The organism is Bacillus sp. SD088, assembly GCF_017355205.1.
Classification (GTDB): Bacteria; Bacillota; Bacilli; order Bacillales; family Bacillaceae_C; genus Lederbergia.
The window spans coordinates 86,159-101,351 of sequence record NZ_JADIJK010000020.1; the positions used below are offsets into that span (position 1 = coordinate 86,159).

Genomic DNA, 15,193 nt, shown 5'->3' on the forward strand with positions numbered 1-15,193 from the left:
CGCTTATTGCCAGTGAGCAATCACTATCTTGGCATCTCGTTTAAGCATTTTAAACATATCATCAGAAACAAGCCCTTTTTCTTTCTGATGTTCCAATAGTTCTATAAAACTATTCATATGTTTCACGGTTTTTTCAGCCTCTTCTTGACGTTCATAATGTTGAAGTGCAGTAAGGTGCACTTGTAGAGAATGGTAAACAGAATCTTGTAAATCCGATTTATATTCCATCAATGTTTCTAACATCTTTGAGACATTCACATCTTGTTTCTGTTCATCTCCAACAATCATAATCCAACTAATTTGTGGATCAGGGGTATTTGTTTTACGAATGGTCACATCCAAGAGGTTATCCGTAATTTCCACATCTCCTCCAACCACATCATAAGCTTCAGTGAACACATAATCCTTCGTATGGACTTCTCCGTTGAATAAAATATCCGCTTTTCGACTCCCACGAGTTGAACTATACCAAGGATCATACAATCCGAGATAAACAGTATACTCGCCATTATCCAGATTAAATTTATATGTCAGATCTGTGCCGGAATTAGGAGTCAGATATCGCAGTGCCGAGAATAGGTCACCGCCTTCACTTCCCGAGGGACTTGTACGATCGCCAACATATCCCCAATTTTGGCCATTTTCCGGATCATATTGTTGATCAATCCTATTTTTATTCAAGAGCGTTTCTTGCATATAAGAGGCCCAAAGCTTGTAATCTTGGGTTTCGGCACCACCAGCATGAATAAAATATTCCACATTATTAGGGAGCACTAGGATCTCGATTCTAACTACCTTACCTGCCAGCTCTGGTAGTTTTCCTTCAACTATCATCATTCCAGGCTGGGAAAAGTCTTCAACGTTCATTTCCCATATAACCGTTGTGTCCATTTGCTTCCCTTCAGTATTTGTCACATTGATAACATCAGGTAAATCTGGTGTTTTATCTAATGTTACTTTTTCAGGTAACTTGCTGTTAATTGTCACCCGACCCATTTTATCTAGAATAGACAAATCCCATTCATCATACCACCTTAAGGTCATCTCATCTTCTTGCCCAAATTCAATGGGGAGCCATACATAAGATGAATTTGCTAAGTCTTCTTTTTTCCACCGATCCCCCATATAAATAAATTTACCATTTTCAGGATCAACAGGGATGACATGGGTACTCTGCGAATCAAAAGTTGTTGAAGACTTTTCACCAACTGCTGGATTCCGCATTGGCTTCCACTCACCAAAGATATCATCTGCTACTGTGTATCTGGCCGGATTTGGATCCCATCCGGTTGCACCTGATGTTATCATATAATATTTTCCTTGATACTTAAAAAGAGCTGGAGCTTCTCTTTGAGCACCTGGGAATACCCTTATATAGTCTTCTCCATGCACTGCTTTATAGGTCGAATCCCGTTCTTCCTTGCCTTCTTTATGCCATCCAACCACATCTGAGTATCTATCATTTAATTTTGAAATATAGATGGTCATATTTTCTTCGCTTGAATAGATTAAATAAGCGGTTCCATCATCATCCTTAAACAATGTCATATCCCGCGCCATTCCTGGCTGATCTGGCTGTCCATTATAATCAGCATCTTCTGGTGCCCTATCCATTCGATTACTTTCTTGGTACACAAAAGGACCTATAGGAGAATCACTAAGTGCATAGCCAGCATGTGCCTTCGCGTACATTGCATCAGAAGTTTCAGATGGACCATCAATATGCATCCACATCACATATTTCTTCGTTTTTTCATTGTAAATTACTTTCGGCCTTTCAATGACCCGATCTGTCCCAATATCATTCAAAATAGCTGCCTTGTCGTCTCTTCCCTTATAAAGTTTGGAAATAAGTGGATCATCTGCAAATTGATCCATCGACTCAATCGCTGTTAAGGCTAAACCCTCGTCTTTCCAATTATATAGATCTTTAGAGGAATAGACTCTAACTCCCCTTGCAGGTAAATAACCATGCGTCTTATCTTCTCCATACCAATAATAGGTTTCCGTTTGTTCGTCATACATAATCCCGCTGCCATGAGCTTGGATAGGTTTTCCATCCGTATCCTTCCATGTTTGCCCCGGTTTAAAAGATTCATTTTCTTTATACAACTCTAGCCCCCCTATAGCAGTGTCTACATCATGAATAGTCGTATAAATATCTTTTTGGACAGCTCTTGATTCTACATCCAGCCCTTCATTCGTGATACTATCCAGCAATTTAGCTCCCTGATCAATGGCAGCCTGAAGTTGTTGAACACTATAATTCGTGTATGGATTGGGCTCCTCCACTTTTTCCCTAGCTTCTGCTATTTTGGCTTCTAGGTCAGAAAGGGGAATGAGTACGCTCTCCTTAATAAAAATATAGTTTACTAATGGATCATTATAATTGGTTAATTCAGCGCTTTCAGGGCCTTGAATTTTCAGAGTCAATTCTCCTTCTTTCACTAATAGCTGGCGATAATTGAATTCTTTCTCTGCACCATATTCGCCAATATCATAATCTCCATTGGACAAATTTTCCCCTTCAGCGATAATATTAACATTTCGTCCACTCCATTTATTTTTAAATCCAAGTGTAAGATCATAATTCCCTTCCGGAAGTTCAAATTTGTATTCAATCGCTTTATCGCGCGATTGTGGACCGTTATAATATCTTAAGGAAGAATACTTGTCTGACTTCCCCTCGTCAAAGTTACTTGTAGCGGTCGTTTCAGTGACTAATCCCCACTTTTTCCCTGTTCCTTCATCGGTCCCATACATCTGTTCCGTTTGGCTTTGATATATACCTAATTGATCATCCTCCCCCACCCTTTCTGGTGTTGGATCACCTGCATTGACAAAATATAGAACATCCTCGACCTTTCTTAAATCATTATCTGCTGCCTTTGTTGTTAAAGGCGTATTCATGATCAAACCGGAAAACAACACCATGACCGTTACTAATAAACACATTTTTTTATTCGTCACCAAAATATACACCTCCAAGTAATAATCATCGAAACAATCGAATTTTCCATACTTATCTTCATAAAGTTCCAACATTTAATTTGCTGAATTCATTAGCCATGCAATTCAGTTCTCGGTCTAACTACTTTAAAGCTATCTTCTGTTTCTTCCATCTCGTAAATCATTGCACGTGATTCAGGTGTACTAAATGGATGATGAAGAATCAGCATCCATTTACCCGCAAAGGTTTTAAATAGCATTCCATGTCCACTGTCAGCGCCTACTAATGGTTCAAGCTGTTCCCAAGGTCCCTTTAACTGACCTGATTTCGACCTGGCAATCGTTTGTACATATCCTTCTTTGTTATAAGTTGACCAAAGTATAATAAGGTGACCACTCTTGGTACGATACAATTGGCATCCATCCGATACATAAATCGAAGGCTGCACTCCGGGCTGTTGTTCCGTATTGATCCACGGGGCATCAGAAGCTTTGAAAAGATGCTGTGGTGGGCCAGTTGCTGCGGACAAATCATCCTTTAAAGGAATTGCCTCAAATGTACCATCCATCACCTGAATCCATTCATGGCAATAGACCATCCACGGCTTTTGCTCCTCATCCACATACAAAGTTCCATCTAATGTCATAAAGTTTTTTGGAGGAACCGGTCCATCTGTTTTAAGTAATATAAAGGGACCTTCTGGTGAATCAGCTACAGCAATACTTGTCCCCCGTAGATGATTGGTTTTCCAGACCTTTGGTGGTTCTGCTAATATACGCTCTCTATTATGTAAGGTTACAAATAGATAATATTTATGATTATAGTAGTGAACCTCTGGTGCCCATGTACCATGCTGTGGATGGGCCCACGCTCCATCAGGAATTTTAAAAACGACAAAGGGCCCCTCCCAATTAAGTAAATCTTTACTTTTATAAACTAGTACTCCATATCTTTCTAAATCTGTTAATTCTGGAATTGCCGTTGTATATAGATAGTAAGTATTTGTTTCTTTATGCGCCAATACATACGGATCATGCGCAGGAATATCCCGAAGTCGGAGCCCCTTTGTTGGATGAAAAGGGTCAGACGCATTGTTATAAGGCATGTAAGCACCTCCTAGCAATTATTTTTGCCCATGCAAACTTCTTATTTTCAATTTTTTAAAAATTGAAATATCATATCTCACAGTGTCATTTTTATCAGACCTTTTGCATTTTTATAAGAATTCATCAGAATGCTCATTATTCCTTTGCTTTCTCTTCTTCAATCCGAACCAATTCCTCTTCGTACTTTTCTCTCATAAGAGTATTTAAATCCATTTGATCATCGTCAATATATTCATATAAGGCATCATAAACTATATCATCATTTTGATATTTAGATTTTTCCTCAAGCGGTTCCGCTACTGGAAGAGAGAAAAGTGCTTCCATATTCCGTCCCTCCCATAGATCTGGAAATAATTCTAAGGCTCTTTCTACTGCTGAACCATCGTCATAAAGATGGGCATACGGTACAGAGAGGGGACCACCTGTAAAAGTATTATTCATTAGCTGCTCATCTGAATACCAAAAATCAAAGACCTTCATTACTTCTTCTTTATATTCACTTGTAGAACTAATCCCCATTGCCCATCCACCTGCAGGAACACCATTTTCTGGCTCAGGATAGGTTGCGACATCCCAGCTTACATTTGATTCTTCCCCTGGGTGCATAAACCAATGTGCCGCCATGGCTAATTTCCCTTGTGCAAATAATTCTGGCCAGCCCTCTTCTTCCCAATGCTCAGGAATATACGGGTTTCCTGGGATGGAGTAAACTTCCTTATACAATTCGAAGAAATTTCTAACTGTATCATTATTTGTCCATAACGGTTCATCCGTTTCTGGATCAACTAGATTACCTGCTGTCCAGGCAATAGGGGCTCCAGACTTCGGCATATATAAACCTTGATATTCCATTCCATTTCGTTCACCAGTTAGCTTTCTTGCTAAGTCCACAACCTCTTCCCAGGTCATCCCATCTGCTGGATACTCAACACCAAACAAGTCAAAAATATCCTTATTATACATTAATGCAAAGCGATCGGAACTCATGGGCAGAACCCATAATTCTTCCCCAGAAAACTCCTGCCATTCAGCTAACTGATTAGGATTGAAACGCGAAATGTCAAAGCCTGTCTCTTCAATTAGCTCCCGCATATCATAGGTCATTTCAAGCTCACTCGCATGTTCAAGCCATCCTTGATCCCAGAACCACAAAATATCTGGTGCCTTCCTTGCGGCAATCAATTCTTCTAAATCTCCCTCTACATGTTCAAATGTAATATAAGGAAACTTTTCTTCCGCTGGCTTGATAAATGCATCGATAAACGCTTCATCTTCAGCAAAATGGATCTTTAATGTGATTGGGTCAGGCTCACCATTGTTTGCTGATTCTGTCTTTGTTTTTGATGTGCATCCTGACAACACAGCGATGCCGAAAAGTAATATTCCAATAATTAGTAAAACGCGAAGCCTTAAGGTTAATTTCATTAAGGGTCAACCTCCATAAATAGTGAATGATATTGTTTTATATCGTCCCTCCCCTTAAATGACACCGGTTTCAATAAAAGTGAAAGAAAAAGGACCTTTTGATTAAACTATCAGCTAACAGTCAGAAACAAGCGGTTCACCTTCATCTATGCCTTCTTCATGTAACTCCCACAAAATTTTGTTTTATCATCCCCTCCTAGAAATTGGTTTCAAAAATCCAAAAATTATGTTTCTATTGAAACCGGTATCAATTTAAAGTATGCTAAATATTGGTACTTATAAAAATCTTACAACCCATTGCTATCATTTGTCAACGATAATTATTTGAAAATTTAAATATACTAAGATTATAAAAAACAGTTATAGATCATTATGTAATGATTATGACGATGAGTAAATAGATTCAGAGGGGGGATTTCACATGACCCGTTATACAATAGCCACCAAATTAACGAATGAAATAGTAGAAGAGGCAACCGAATATCGTGTTAAAAACAGAGTTGAACCAATTGATTTATTAGGGTACAAAGAATATCTCGAAACAGGTGAGCGTTTGACTTTTGAACAGCAATATTTCGATCGAAGAAAACAATTAAATGTATTAGCTTTAGATGTTTTCCTTAGAAAAAGCGAGGAAAGTCTTCCACTATTAGAAGAGGTTATTTTTCAAATTTGTAATGAATATTCATGGGCACTCCCTGCACATATTCCGATTGTGGATGATAGTTTTAGTTGTGAAGGTAAAATTGTAATAGATCTATTTGCTGCAGAAACAGCGCAAACTCTTGCGGAAATTATTGAAATTATCGGTGAACAACTCTCCAATTTTATGAAACAATTAGTTTCTGAAGAAATTGAGCGTCGAGTCTTTACTCCATTTGAAGAGCGAGACTGGCATTGGGAGCGTTTAGAAAATAACTGGAGTTCCGTCATTGCCGGTTGTATCGGCCTAACAGCTTTGTCTGCTTTGCTCCTGCACTCTACAAGACAAAAACAGATTCTGCAGCGTCTTGAAACATCCTTTGCTTATTATTTAAAAAGTTTTGCTGAAGATGGAGTATGTACAGAAGGTGTAGGGTATTGGGCCTATGGATTTGGCTATTACTGTTATTTTGCAGAAAAATACACCCACTTATATCAGGATGATCGATATATAAATGATCCAAAAGTAAAGAGTATTGCTACGTTCCCCTTTTATGCCATAGTTTCCAAAGATCAATATATTCCTTATTCAGATTCCAATCATCATTTGGTTTTGCCAAGTGGCTTGCTTTGTTTCTGCGAAAAAACATTTGATGTGGCCATCCCTCCTGTCACAGAAGCCAGCTCACTGTATGATGATCATTGTTATCGCTGGGCACCGATGTACCGGAATCTGATCTGGACAAAAGAAGCAAACCATACCAATATCATATCCTGTAAACACTATCTTAAAGATGCTCAATGGGCGATCATTCGGAATTCAGAGAAACAATTTATTTTTTCTGCTAAAGGGGGAAGCAATCAGGAAAGCCATAATCATAATGATATTGGACACTTTATCATTGGGAATGATTGTGATTTATTTTTAACAGATTTAGGCGCTGGAGAATATACAAGAGATTACTTTGGAGAAAAACGCTATACATTTTTACCAAATCGAGCTCTCGGACATTCTTTACCAATTATCCAGGGGAAAGAACAAAAAGAGGGGAACTTTCAGGCGAGAGATAGTCATTTTCAGATGATTGATGGACACACCAGTACGTTCTCATTTGAGTTGGCTGAAACATATCCTGATGTGGACGGATTGCAATTTTTCAAACGCAAATGGATTATAGATGAGCAACAAAAGTATGTGCTGTTAGAAGATACACTGCAATTTGGTACAGATGAACAGGCAATCATTACGGAGAATTTTGTCAGTCTCTTTAAACCATCGATACTGAACAATCAGATTGTTTGGCAAGGAAAGGACAATATATTCATTTTGCAATTCGATCAAAGTATTGATACACCTAAGATCATAGAAGAGATTTTTTCCAACCATCATGGCATACAAACGAAAGTTTATTTGATACAGCTTGAAAGTAAGCAAAAAAACAAGCATTATATCCGACGCTATTCATTTAGGCTACAAAAATTAGTGTGAGTCTTCAAGCGGGAATTTTTACCAAGACAATAGAAACTTCATTAGATATACTTGTTATAATGTTTGAATACAACTAACTGGAGGTACGCTGTGATAAAATATAAAAGTATTTTTTACTCATCCATATTTTTATTGATAAGTGCATTAATCATGAATGCTGCATTAACGAATTATAATTATTTCCAAGGATACACTGGTACAATTTTGAGCATCCCTATCTGGAATACAGGAGGGTACTATGCAATCGGCTTTTCCTTATTGTTTATAGGTGTAATGGGGTTGGTTTTATTGCCAATATCATTAAAAGAAAAGAAAGTTAGATTTACACTGATTGCAATACTCATATTTATTATCATTCCTCCAGTATTAAAATAAATGGTTAAAAAAGTAACTCATCCTTGCTCTCCATATCACTGGTGAGGGTGAGTTACTTTTTTTCTTGTAATTTGGAATAAGATGAGGGAATACAGGACATATCTGCCATCACCTGTATTCTCTCCTCCGCTAATGGCCAAATATTTGATTTACTGCCGATTGATTTTGCTTCGACAATGTCAGTTTATTCTATTATTTTTTCCCTTTTTCATCCTTGATACGGTTAATTTCTTCGTCGTATTTTTGCCTTAAAAGAGTATTTAAATCAGTTTGGTCTTCAGTGACTAATTCGTATAACGCTCCATCGATCGTCCCGATTGCGCCTTCGTCATAATCAGAGATCTCTTCTGGCGAATCCGCAACAGGAAGAGAGTATAAGGCATCCATATTGCGATCTTCCCAAATCTCCCCATCCCTCTCTAGAGCTTTTTCTAAGGCAGATCCATCCTCATATAGATGAAGAAACGGGACATAAAGTGGTCCTCTTATAAAAGTGTTGTTGAGTAACTGTTCATCGGAATACCAAAGATCAAATACCTTCATTATTTCTTCCTTATGTTCACTTGTTGCACTGATCCCCATTGCCCATCCTCTGGAAGGAACGCCATTCTCCGGCTCTGGATAAGTTGCAATATCCCAATTTATATTTGCATCTGGATTTGGCGCTCCGAAAAACTGGGCCACCATCGCTAATTTTCCTTGTTCAAATAACTCTACCCATCCTCCCTCTTCCCAATGCTCGGGGATATACGGATTACCGGGAATGGAATAAGCTCGCTGATACGAGTTAAAGTATTCCCTAATCGTCCCGTTCTCCGTCCAAATCGGCTCGTCCGTCTCTGGATCAACAAGATTTCCAGCAGTCCAAAAAATGGGCGCTTCATGTTTTGGCATATATAACCCTTGATACTCTGTACCATTTCTTTCACCAGTTACTTTTTCCGCCAAATCAATCACTTCTTCCCAATTCATTCCATCTTTAGGATATTCGACACCAAATAAGTCAAAAATATCCTTATTATACATAAGCGCAAAACGACTTGTCATAATTGGAAGAGCCCAAGTCTCCCCATTTGCGGCCGCTTGCCATTCTGCTATATGATTGGGATCAAATCGAGAAATATCAAATCCGGATTGTGCAATCAGATCTGTCATATCATAAGCTAGTCCATACTCCTCTGCTTCAGCATATCCCCCTTTATTCCAATGAAATAATATGTCTGGCGTGCTGCCAGCCGCATTTAATTCTTCATAGCTTCCTTCCACATGTTCAAATGTAATATACGGAAATTTTTCTTCTGCAGGTTTAATAAATGAATTAATAAAATTCTCATCTTCTCCAAAATGGATCTTTAAGGTAATTGGTTCTGGTTCACCATCAGCTGATACCTTTTCCTTCTCCTTTGCTGTACATCCAGAAAAAATTAACACACAACATAGCAACAAACTAAACATTAGAAAAATACGACTGCTAAATATTGATTTCATAAAAACTACCTCCCTTTGAAATTTTGATAAACCATTGTTCGTCTTGCTTTTTTATCCCTTTCAACTCAAAATCGGTTCCGAAATTCGTCAATAAAATAAGTCCAAAAAAGAAATCGGTTTCATTTCACTAGTAAAATGTCTCCTTTCATCTGCGCTTATCGTTCTATCCACTCATGACTCCTAATCTTCCATCTTAATCATTAGGATTGTTCCCCATTTAAATCCATATGGAAAATTGAATACAAACTTCCCTGCCAGACTGTTAGCAAGAATTGTCGTAAGCATCCCACTTGGAATACATTTACCTCGATATTTAAAACTTCCATCTTATTATTTTTTCCCTTTTTCATCCTTGATACGGTTGATTTCTTCGTCATATTTTTGTCTTAAAAGGGTATTTAAATCAGTTTGATCTTCAGTGACTAATTCGTATAACGCTCCATCAATCGTCCCGATTGCGCCCTCGTCATAATCAGAAATCTTCTCTGGCGAATCCGCAGTAGGAAGAGAAAATAGTGCTTCCATATTACGATTTTCCCAAATCTCACCCTCCCTCTCGTTCGCTTTGTCTAAAGCAGCTCCATTTTCATATAGGTGTGGAAATGGAACATAAAGAGGACCAGATATGAAGGTATTGTTAAGTAACTGTTCATCAGAAAACCAAAAATCAAACACCTTCATCACTTCTTCCTTGTGTTCACTTGTTGCACTAATTCCCATGGCCCATCCTCTAGACGCAACACCATTCTCAGGTTCTGGATAGGTTGCAATATCCCAATTTATGTTTGCTTCTGGATTCGGGGGAGAAAAAAACTGGGCCACCATCGCTAATTTCCCTTGTTCAAATAGCTCTACCCAACCTCCTTCTTCCCAATGTTCAGGAATATATGGGTTGCCAGGAATAGAATAAGCTCGCTGATACGAGTTAAAGTAATCCCTAATTGTTCCGTCCTCTGTCCAAAGCGGCTCATCTGACTCTGGATCAACAAAATTTCCTGTAGTCCAAAAAATGGGTGCCTCATGTTTTGGCATATATAGCCCTTGATATTCCATACCATTTCTTTCACCAGTCACTTTTTCCGCTAAATCAATTACTTCTTCCCAATTCATCCCATCTTCAGGATATTCAACACCAAACGCGTCAAAAACGTCCTTATTATACATAAGCGCCCAACGACTCGTCATGATCGGAAGAACCCAAGTTTCTCCATGTGAAGCCGTTTGCCATTCTGCTAACTGATTAGGATCAAACCGTGAAATATCAAATCCAGATTGTTCAATTAGCTCCGTCATATCGTAGGCTAATCCGTACTCTTCTTGATCTGCTAATCCGCCTTTATTCCAATGAAACACTATGTCTGGAGTACTTCCCGCTGCATTTAATTCTTCATAGCTTCCTTCCACATGTTCAAAGGTAATATACGGAAATTCCTCTTCCGCAGGCTTAATATAGGAATTAATAAAATTCTCATCTTCTCCAAAATGGATCTTTAAGGTAATTGGTTCTGGTTCACCATCAGCTGATACCTTTTGCTCCTTCTTTGCTGTACATCCAGAGAAAATTAACACACAACACAGTAGCGAACTAAATATTAGAGTAATACGATTGCCAAATATTAATTTCATATGAATTCCCCCTTTAAATTTTTAATAAAGCTTTGTGTTGATTAAGCATCTTGCCCTTTTTCACCTCCTTCAATCAGAAACCGCTTCCAAATATACATGTAAGGAAACCGGTTTCAATTCATCCGTAGAATTGCTCCTTTCCTCTAGCTTTATTGTTCTTTCCATTTATGCCTCTTAATTCTTTCATAATCTTCCATTGTAATCGTTAGAATCGTTCCATGTTTAAATCCATATGGAAAATTGAATGCCTGGTCAGAGCGTACAAACTTCCCTTCTGCTAGACTATCAGCAATGAAAGGAACATAGCCTTGCCCTGCTCCAGGTACACCATAATAATCAAGAAATAGACACCATTTTCCATCTTCCAGACGAACTGCAGTTGGTGCTTCATAAAGTCCAGACTCTAATACTTCCATGCTTCGGACAAATTCTTCAACTCGACTATATGGTCCATGCACATGATCTGCCTTCAAAAGTACAATCCTTGCTGGCTTATCCTCGCTTTTTAAAAACATATAATACTTGCCATCTTCCTCATAAATTGCAGAATCAATCACACCGCTATCTTCTTTCCTGTACAGAAGCTGAGGGTCAGAAAAATCTTCAAAATTCTGCGTACGGCTGCAGTATATACCTTTCCAGCCAAAATTATTTTCTTTATGGGATGAAGACCAGTGGAGGACATAGTCACCATGTTCCCGATCGTAGATAATGTCTGGCGCCCACATACAACCAAAATCTTCATTTCCTATCTTTACAAGACGTTGCTCTGTCCAATTCACTAAATCCTCTGATTCCCATACAGAGAAACATTTGCTTCCTTTTTTTGAGATTTCGTCCCAAGACTGGTGATACTGATTGCGCATCCCATAGGCAAGGCTTAAGTCTGTTGCAAAGATATAATATTTTCCGCTCCTCTTACAGCGAGTGATTGTAAAATCCCGTACACCTTTATCTCCATAGTATGCCCATAAGAGCGGTCGACCTTTATTCACTTCTTCCCATTGGAAGCCATCTTTACTAATTCCAAAATACACCTGCTCCCCATCTGGACTAGTCTTCTCCCGAAAATGCACAAATAAATAAGCTTGCATTTATTTCTTCCTTTCTCTTATTTTTATAGAGTTGATTTGAAATTGAATATTCAGAATTTATTTTGAAAAGGCATCTGTTTTTCACCCCCACTTCCATTTATGTCTCTCTTTGAAGTGGAGGCATGCTATCCGTTGATTCGAAAATAAATACACCAACGAAATAATAAGCTATTCTCACTGAATATTATAGCTTTTCAACATCGTAAAACGATCCCTTAATAAGTAGGCTTCTTTTAAACTTCTATCCACAAGGTTTTCCTCAATCTCTAATTGTTCAGGAGTGGTTGGTCCTCCCAATTGTTCCATTAGCTTCGTTAGATATGTGGCATCAGGAAGGGATTCAATGATTTCTTCCACTTCAATCTTTTGTTCAAAGTCGTTAGGGAACAACTTTCCCTCTTGGTACCATTTTGGATAAAGAGAAGACATTAAAATGGTACTGACACCAACCTTTGCTCCATGCAAAACCTGTTGTCTTTTCTTCTGAAGGAATTCCATTTCCCAGTAATGAGATAGATGGTGTTCTCCACCAGAGGCAGGGTGAGACTGCCCAAACATTAACATCGCTAATCCAGATTGAATAAGAGCGTTCATTAAAATTTTCAGTCCTTCTTCTTCCCCTCTAGCAATTGTATCTACTGCCATTAGACAATCGTCCAAAGCCGTTTTGGTTATTTCTGCTGCAAGTGAACAATATGGTTCCCCATGCATTAGATGACCAAATTTCCAATCTGCTAAAGATGTAAATTTTGCCATCATATCGCCAACCCCAGCGGCAGTCATCTTTTTTGGAGCTGCCACTAATATCTCAATATCAGCGAATAAGGCGATGGGCGAGGCAGTTGGAAAAGTCTTCTTCACCCCTTTAATAATGAGGGGAGCGCCAAGTGAAGTAAAGCCATCGACAGAAGCCGCAGTTGGCAGCGAAATAAATGGTTTACCCGTCTTTGCCCCGCAAAATCTCGTAATATCATGGATCGTGCCAGACCCAACAGCTAACAAACAATCAACCTCAGCTTCAATCGCTAGCAAAGCTTGGACAAGTGCTTGTTCATCCGCGACCACATCGCCGATTTCATTTGGTTCGATCAAACAGATTCTATAGGTAAGCTCTAATTTTTCCAAGTATGTGACTACTTTCTCCCCTGCTGCTGTAAAAGTATTTTCATCCGCAATCATCAATACATTTTTAAATCCTTTATCGGTTACAAACATAGAAAACTGATCATAAGCATCTGAATCCACAGTCATTTTCTCGATTGTAATAGGGGAGTGTGCGTGGGTGCAGGAACAATTTTCATCCGCATGATTAACGAGTTCAATTACCTTTTCTGTCTTCATTGCAGTCATCCTTACATAAAAATTAGATTTTCTATTTCATGGAAACAACATCTTATAAGAATTAGGGGGCGGGCCCTATCCCTTATTGTTACTATTTTTTCAAACGTATAACGTTCCAAGACAATTTTGGCAATGTCGCTGAAATATGACCATTATCCAGAATTGCATCTCCGTTAGTATGTGGGACAACTGCTTGTTTTATCGCAGTATTAACTTGTTTCAAATCATCATTTTCAAGCACAATATGCTCAACAATCTTATAGCCTGTAAAGTTACGAATATCGCAATCAAGCTGTAGACGTTCTTCAAGATCACGGTTCATAGCAAAGATCGTTAATTCCTCTTCTTCCTCGTTATAAACAGCAGTTGTATCTAGTACCGGAACATCTGTAAAATCCTTACTATCATATTTTGGACTTGAAACGATTGGATTTAAAACTGTTCCTCTTCCGTATTTAGATGCATGCATATAAGGATAAAAGATCGTTTGTTTCCAAGCTGATCCGCCATTTTCTGTCATAATGGGTGCGATAACATTGACTAGCTGGGCCATGCAGGCAATCTTCACACGGTCAGCATGTTTTAATAGTGTAATCAGCATGGAACCAACTAATAAAGCATCTTCAAAATTATAAATATCCTCCAATTGAGGTGGTGCAATCGACCATGGTTCAATTTTTTGATCAGCTGCATTGGAATGATACCAAACATTCCATTCATCAAAAGATAAATTGATGGTCTTTTTACTACGTTTTTTCGCTTTTATATAATCGGCAATTGAAATGACGGACTGGATAAAATCTTCCATTTCTAACGTTTTCGCTAAATAGTTGGCAACATCATTATCGTGATTTCCATAGTATTGGTGAAGGGAGATGAAATCGACTTGATCATAAGATAAATCAAGTACAGTCGCTTCCCAATCTGCAAAGGTTGGCATTGTTCGACTGGAACTTCCACAAGCCACAAGTTCAATGGAAGGATCCACGAGCTTCATCACTTTTCCAGCTTCGTTAGCAATACGGCCATATTCTACTGCTGTTTTCTGGCCCATTTGCCATGGACCATCCATCTCATTTCCCAAACACCATGTTTTAATATCATGGGGATCCTGATAACCATGAGAGCGGCGCAAATCACTATAATATGTACCTGATGGGTGATTACAATACTCAACAAGATTCCTTGCTACATCAGGGTCTCTAGTACCAAGGTTTACCGCCATGTTGACATCAGCATTGACAAGCTTAGCCCAGTCCATGAATTCATTTGTACCAAGTTCATTTGTTTCGATTGTTCTCCAGGCTAGTTCTAGTCGACGGGGACGATCCTTTTTCGGACCTACACCGTCTTCCCAATTGTATCCTGAAACAAAATTCCCTCCAGGGTAACGAACAAGTGGTACATCTAATTCCTTAACCAGCTCAATGACATCCTGCCGAAAGCCTTGCTCATTGGCTGCTGGATGGCCCGGCTCGTAAATACCGCCATAAACTGCACGTCCCAAATGCTCAACAAAAGATCCGTAAATACGCTTATCCACTTCTGATACTTTAAAATCCTTCTCCACAATCATCTTTGCTTTCTTGCTACTCATCGCTTCTCTCCCTCTCTTTACTCTCGGATAGAGTTGATTTACTCTCGGATAGAGTTGATT

At 38.7% G+C, this 15,193-nt stretch carries 10 protein-coding genes; 2 read left to right on the forward strand and 8 right to left on the reverse strand.

All coding sequences use genetic code 11. The annotated features are described in order from the left end of the window. Positions 1-3 precede the first annotated feature (3 nt). From IPU53_RS17175 to IPU53_RS17185, 3 genes are all read right to left on the reverse strand, one after another. Positions 4-2,970: a glycoside hydrolase family 43 protein gene (locus tag IPU53_RS17175; RefSeq protein ID WP_313886514.1), complete on the reverse strand. Its 2,967-nt coding sequence runs from the start codon at positions 2,968-2,970 to the stop codon at positions 4-6. 92 nt (positions 2,971-3,062) lie between these two features. Beyond that, complete coding sequence (locus IPU53_RS17180; RefSeq protein ID WP_207452239.1) at positions 3,063-4,055, reverse strand: glycoside hydrolase family 43 protein; 993 nt, start codon at positions 4,053-4,055, stop codon at positions 3,063-3,065. Between the two features lie 136 nt (positions 4,056-4,191). Continuing rightward, entirely contained in the window at positions 4,192-5,481 is a 1,290-nt protein-coding gene (locus tag IPU53_RS17185) for an ABC transporter substrate-binding protein (RefSeq protein WP_207452240.1), read from the reverse strand. 421 nt (positions 5,482-5,902) lie between these two features. Here IPU53_RS17185 and IPU53_RS17190 point away from each other — a divergent pair, with 421 nt between their 5' ends. Both IPU53_RS17190 and IPU53_RS17195 read left to right on the forward strand, forming a co-directional pair. Beyond that, positions 5,903-7,612, forward strand: a complete 1,710-nt coding sequence (locus tag IPU53_RS17190) for a heparinase II/III family protein (protein ID WP_207452241.1) — start codon at positions 5,903-5,905, stop codon at positions 7,610-7,612. A gap of 90 nt (positions 7,613-7,702) precedes the next feature. Next, entirely contained in the window at positions 7,703-7,987 is a 285-nt protein-coding gene (locus tag IPU53_RS17195) for a hypothetical protein (protein ID WP_207452242.1), read from the forward strand. 192 nt (positions 7,988-8,179) lie between these two features. Here the strand turns inward: IPU53_RS17195 and IPU53_RS17200 are convergent, their stop codons facing one another. The 5 genes from IPU53_RS17200 to arfA all read right to left on the reverse strand — a co-directional run bounded on the left by IPU53_RS17200 (position 8,180) and on the right by arfA (position 15,133). Next, positions 8,180-9,475, reverse strand: coding sequence for an ABC transporter substrate-binding protein (locus IPU53_RS17200; RefSeq protein ID WP_207452243.1), 1,296 nt, complete (start codon positions 9,473-9,475; stop codon positions 8,180-8,182). Between the two features lie 330 nt (positions 9,476-9,805). Beyond that, on the reverse strand, positions 9,806-11,101 hold the full coding sequence (locus IPU53_RS17205; protein WP_207452244.1) for an ABC transporter substrate-binding protein: 1,296 nt from the start codon (positions 11,099-11,101) through the stop codon (positions 9,806-9,808). 149 nt (positions 11,102-11,250) lie between these two features. Further along, a complete protein-coding gene (locus IPU53_RS17210) occupies positions 11,251-12,195 on the reverse strand; it encodes a glycoside hydrolase family 43 protein (protein ID WP_207452245.1) in 945 nt (314 codons plus the stop codon). 174 nt (positions 12,196-12,369) lie between these two features. Next, entirely contained in the window at positions 12,370-13,536 is a 1,167-nt protein-coding gene (locus tag IPU53_RS17215; RefSeq protein ID WP_242698376.1) for a sn-glycerol-1-phosphate dehydrogenase, read from the reverse strand. Positions 13,537-13,627: 91 nt separating this feature from the next. Beyond that, complete coding sequence (gene arfA / locus IPU53_RS17220; protein ID WP_207452253.1) at positions 13,628-15,133, reverse strand: arabinosylfuranosidase ArfA; 1,506 nt, start codon at positions 15,131-15,133, stop codon at positions 13,628-13,630. Positions 15,134-15,193: the final 60 nt, after the last annotated feature.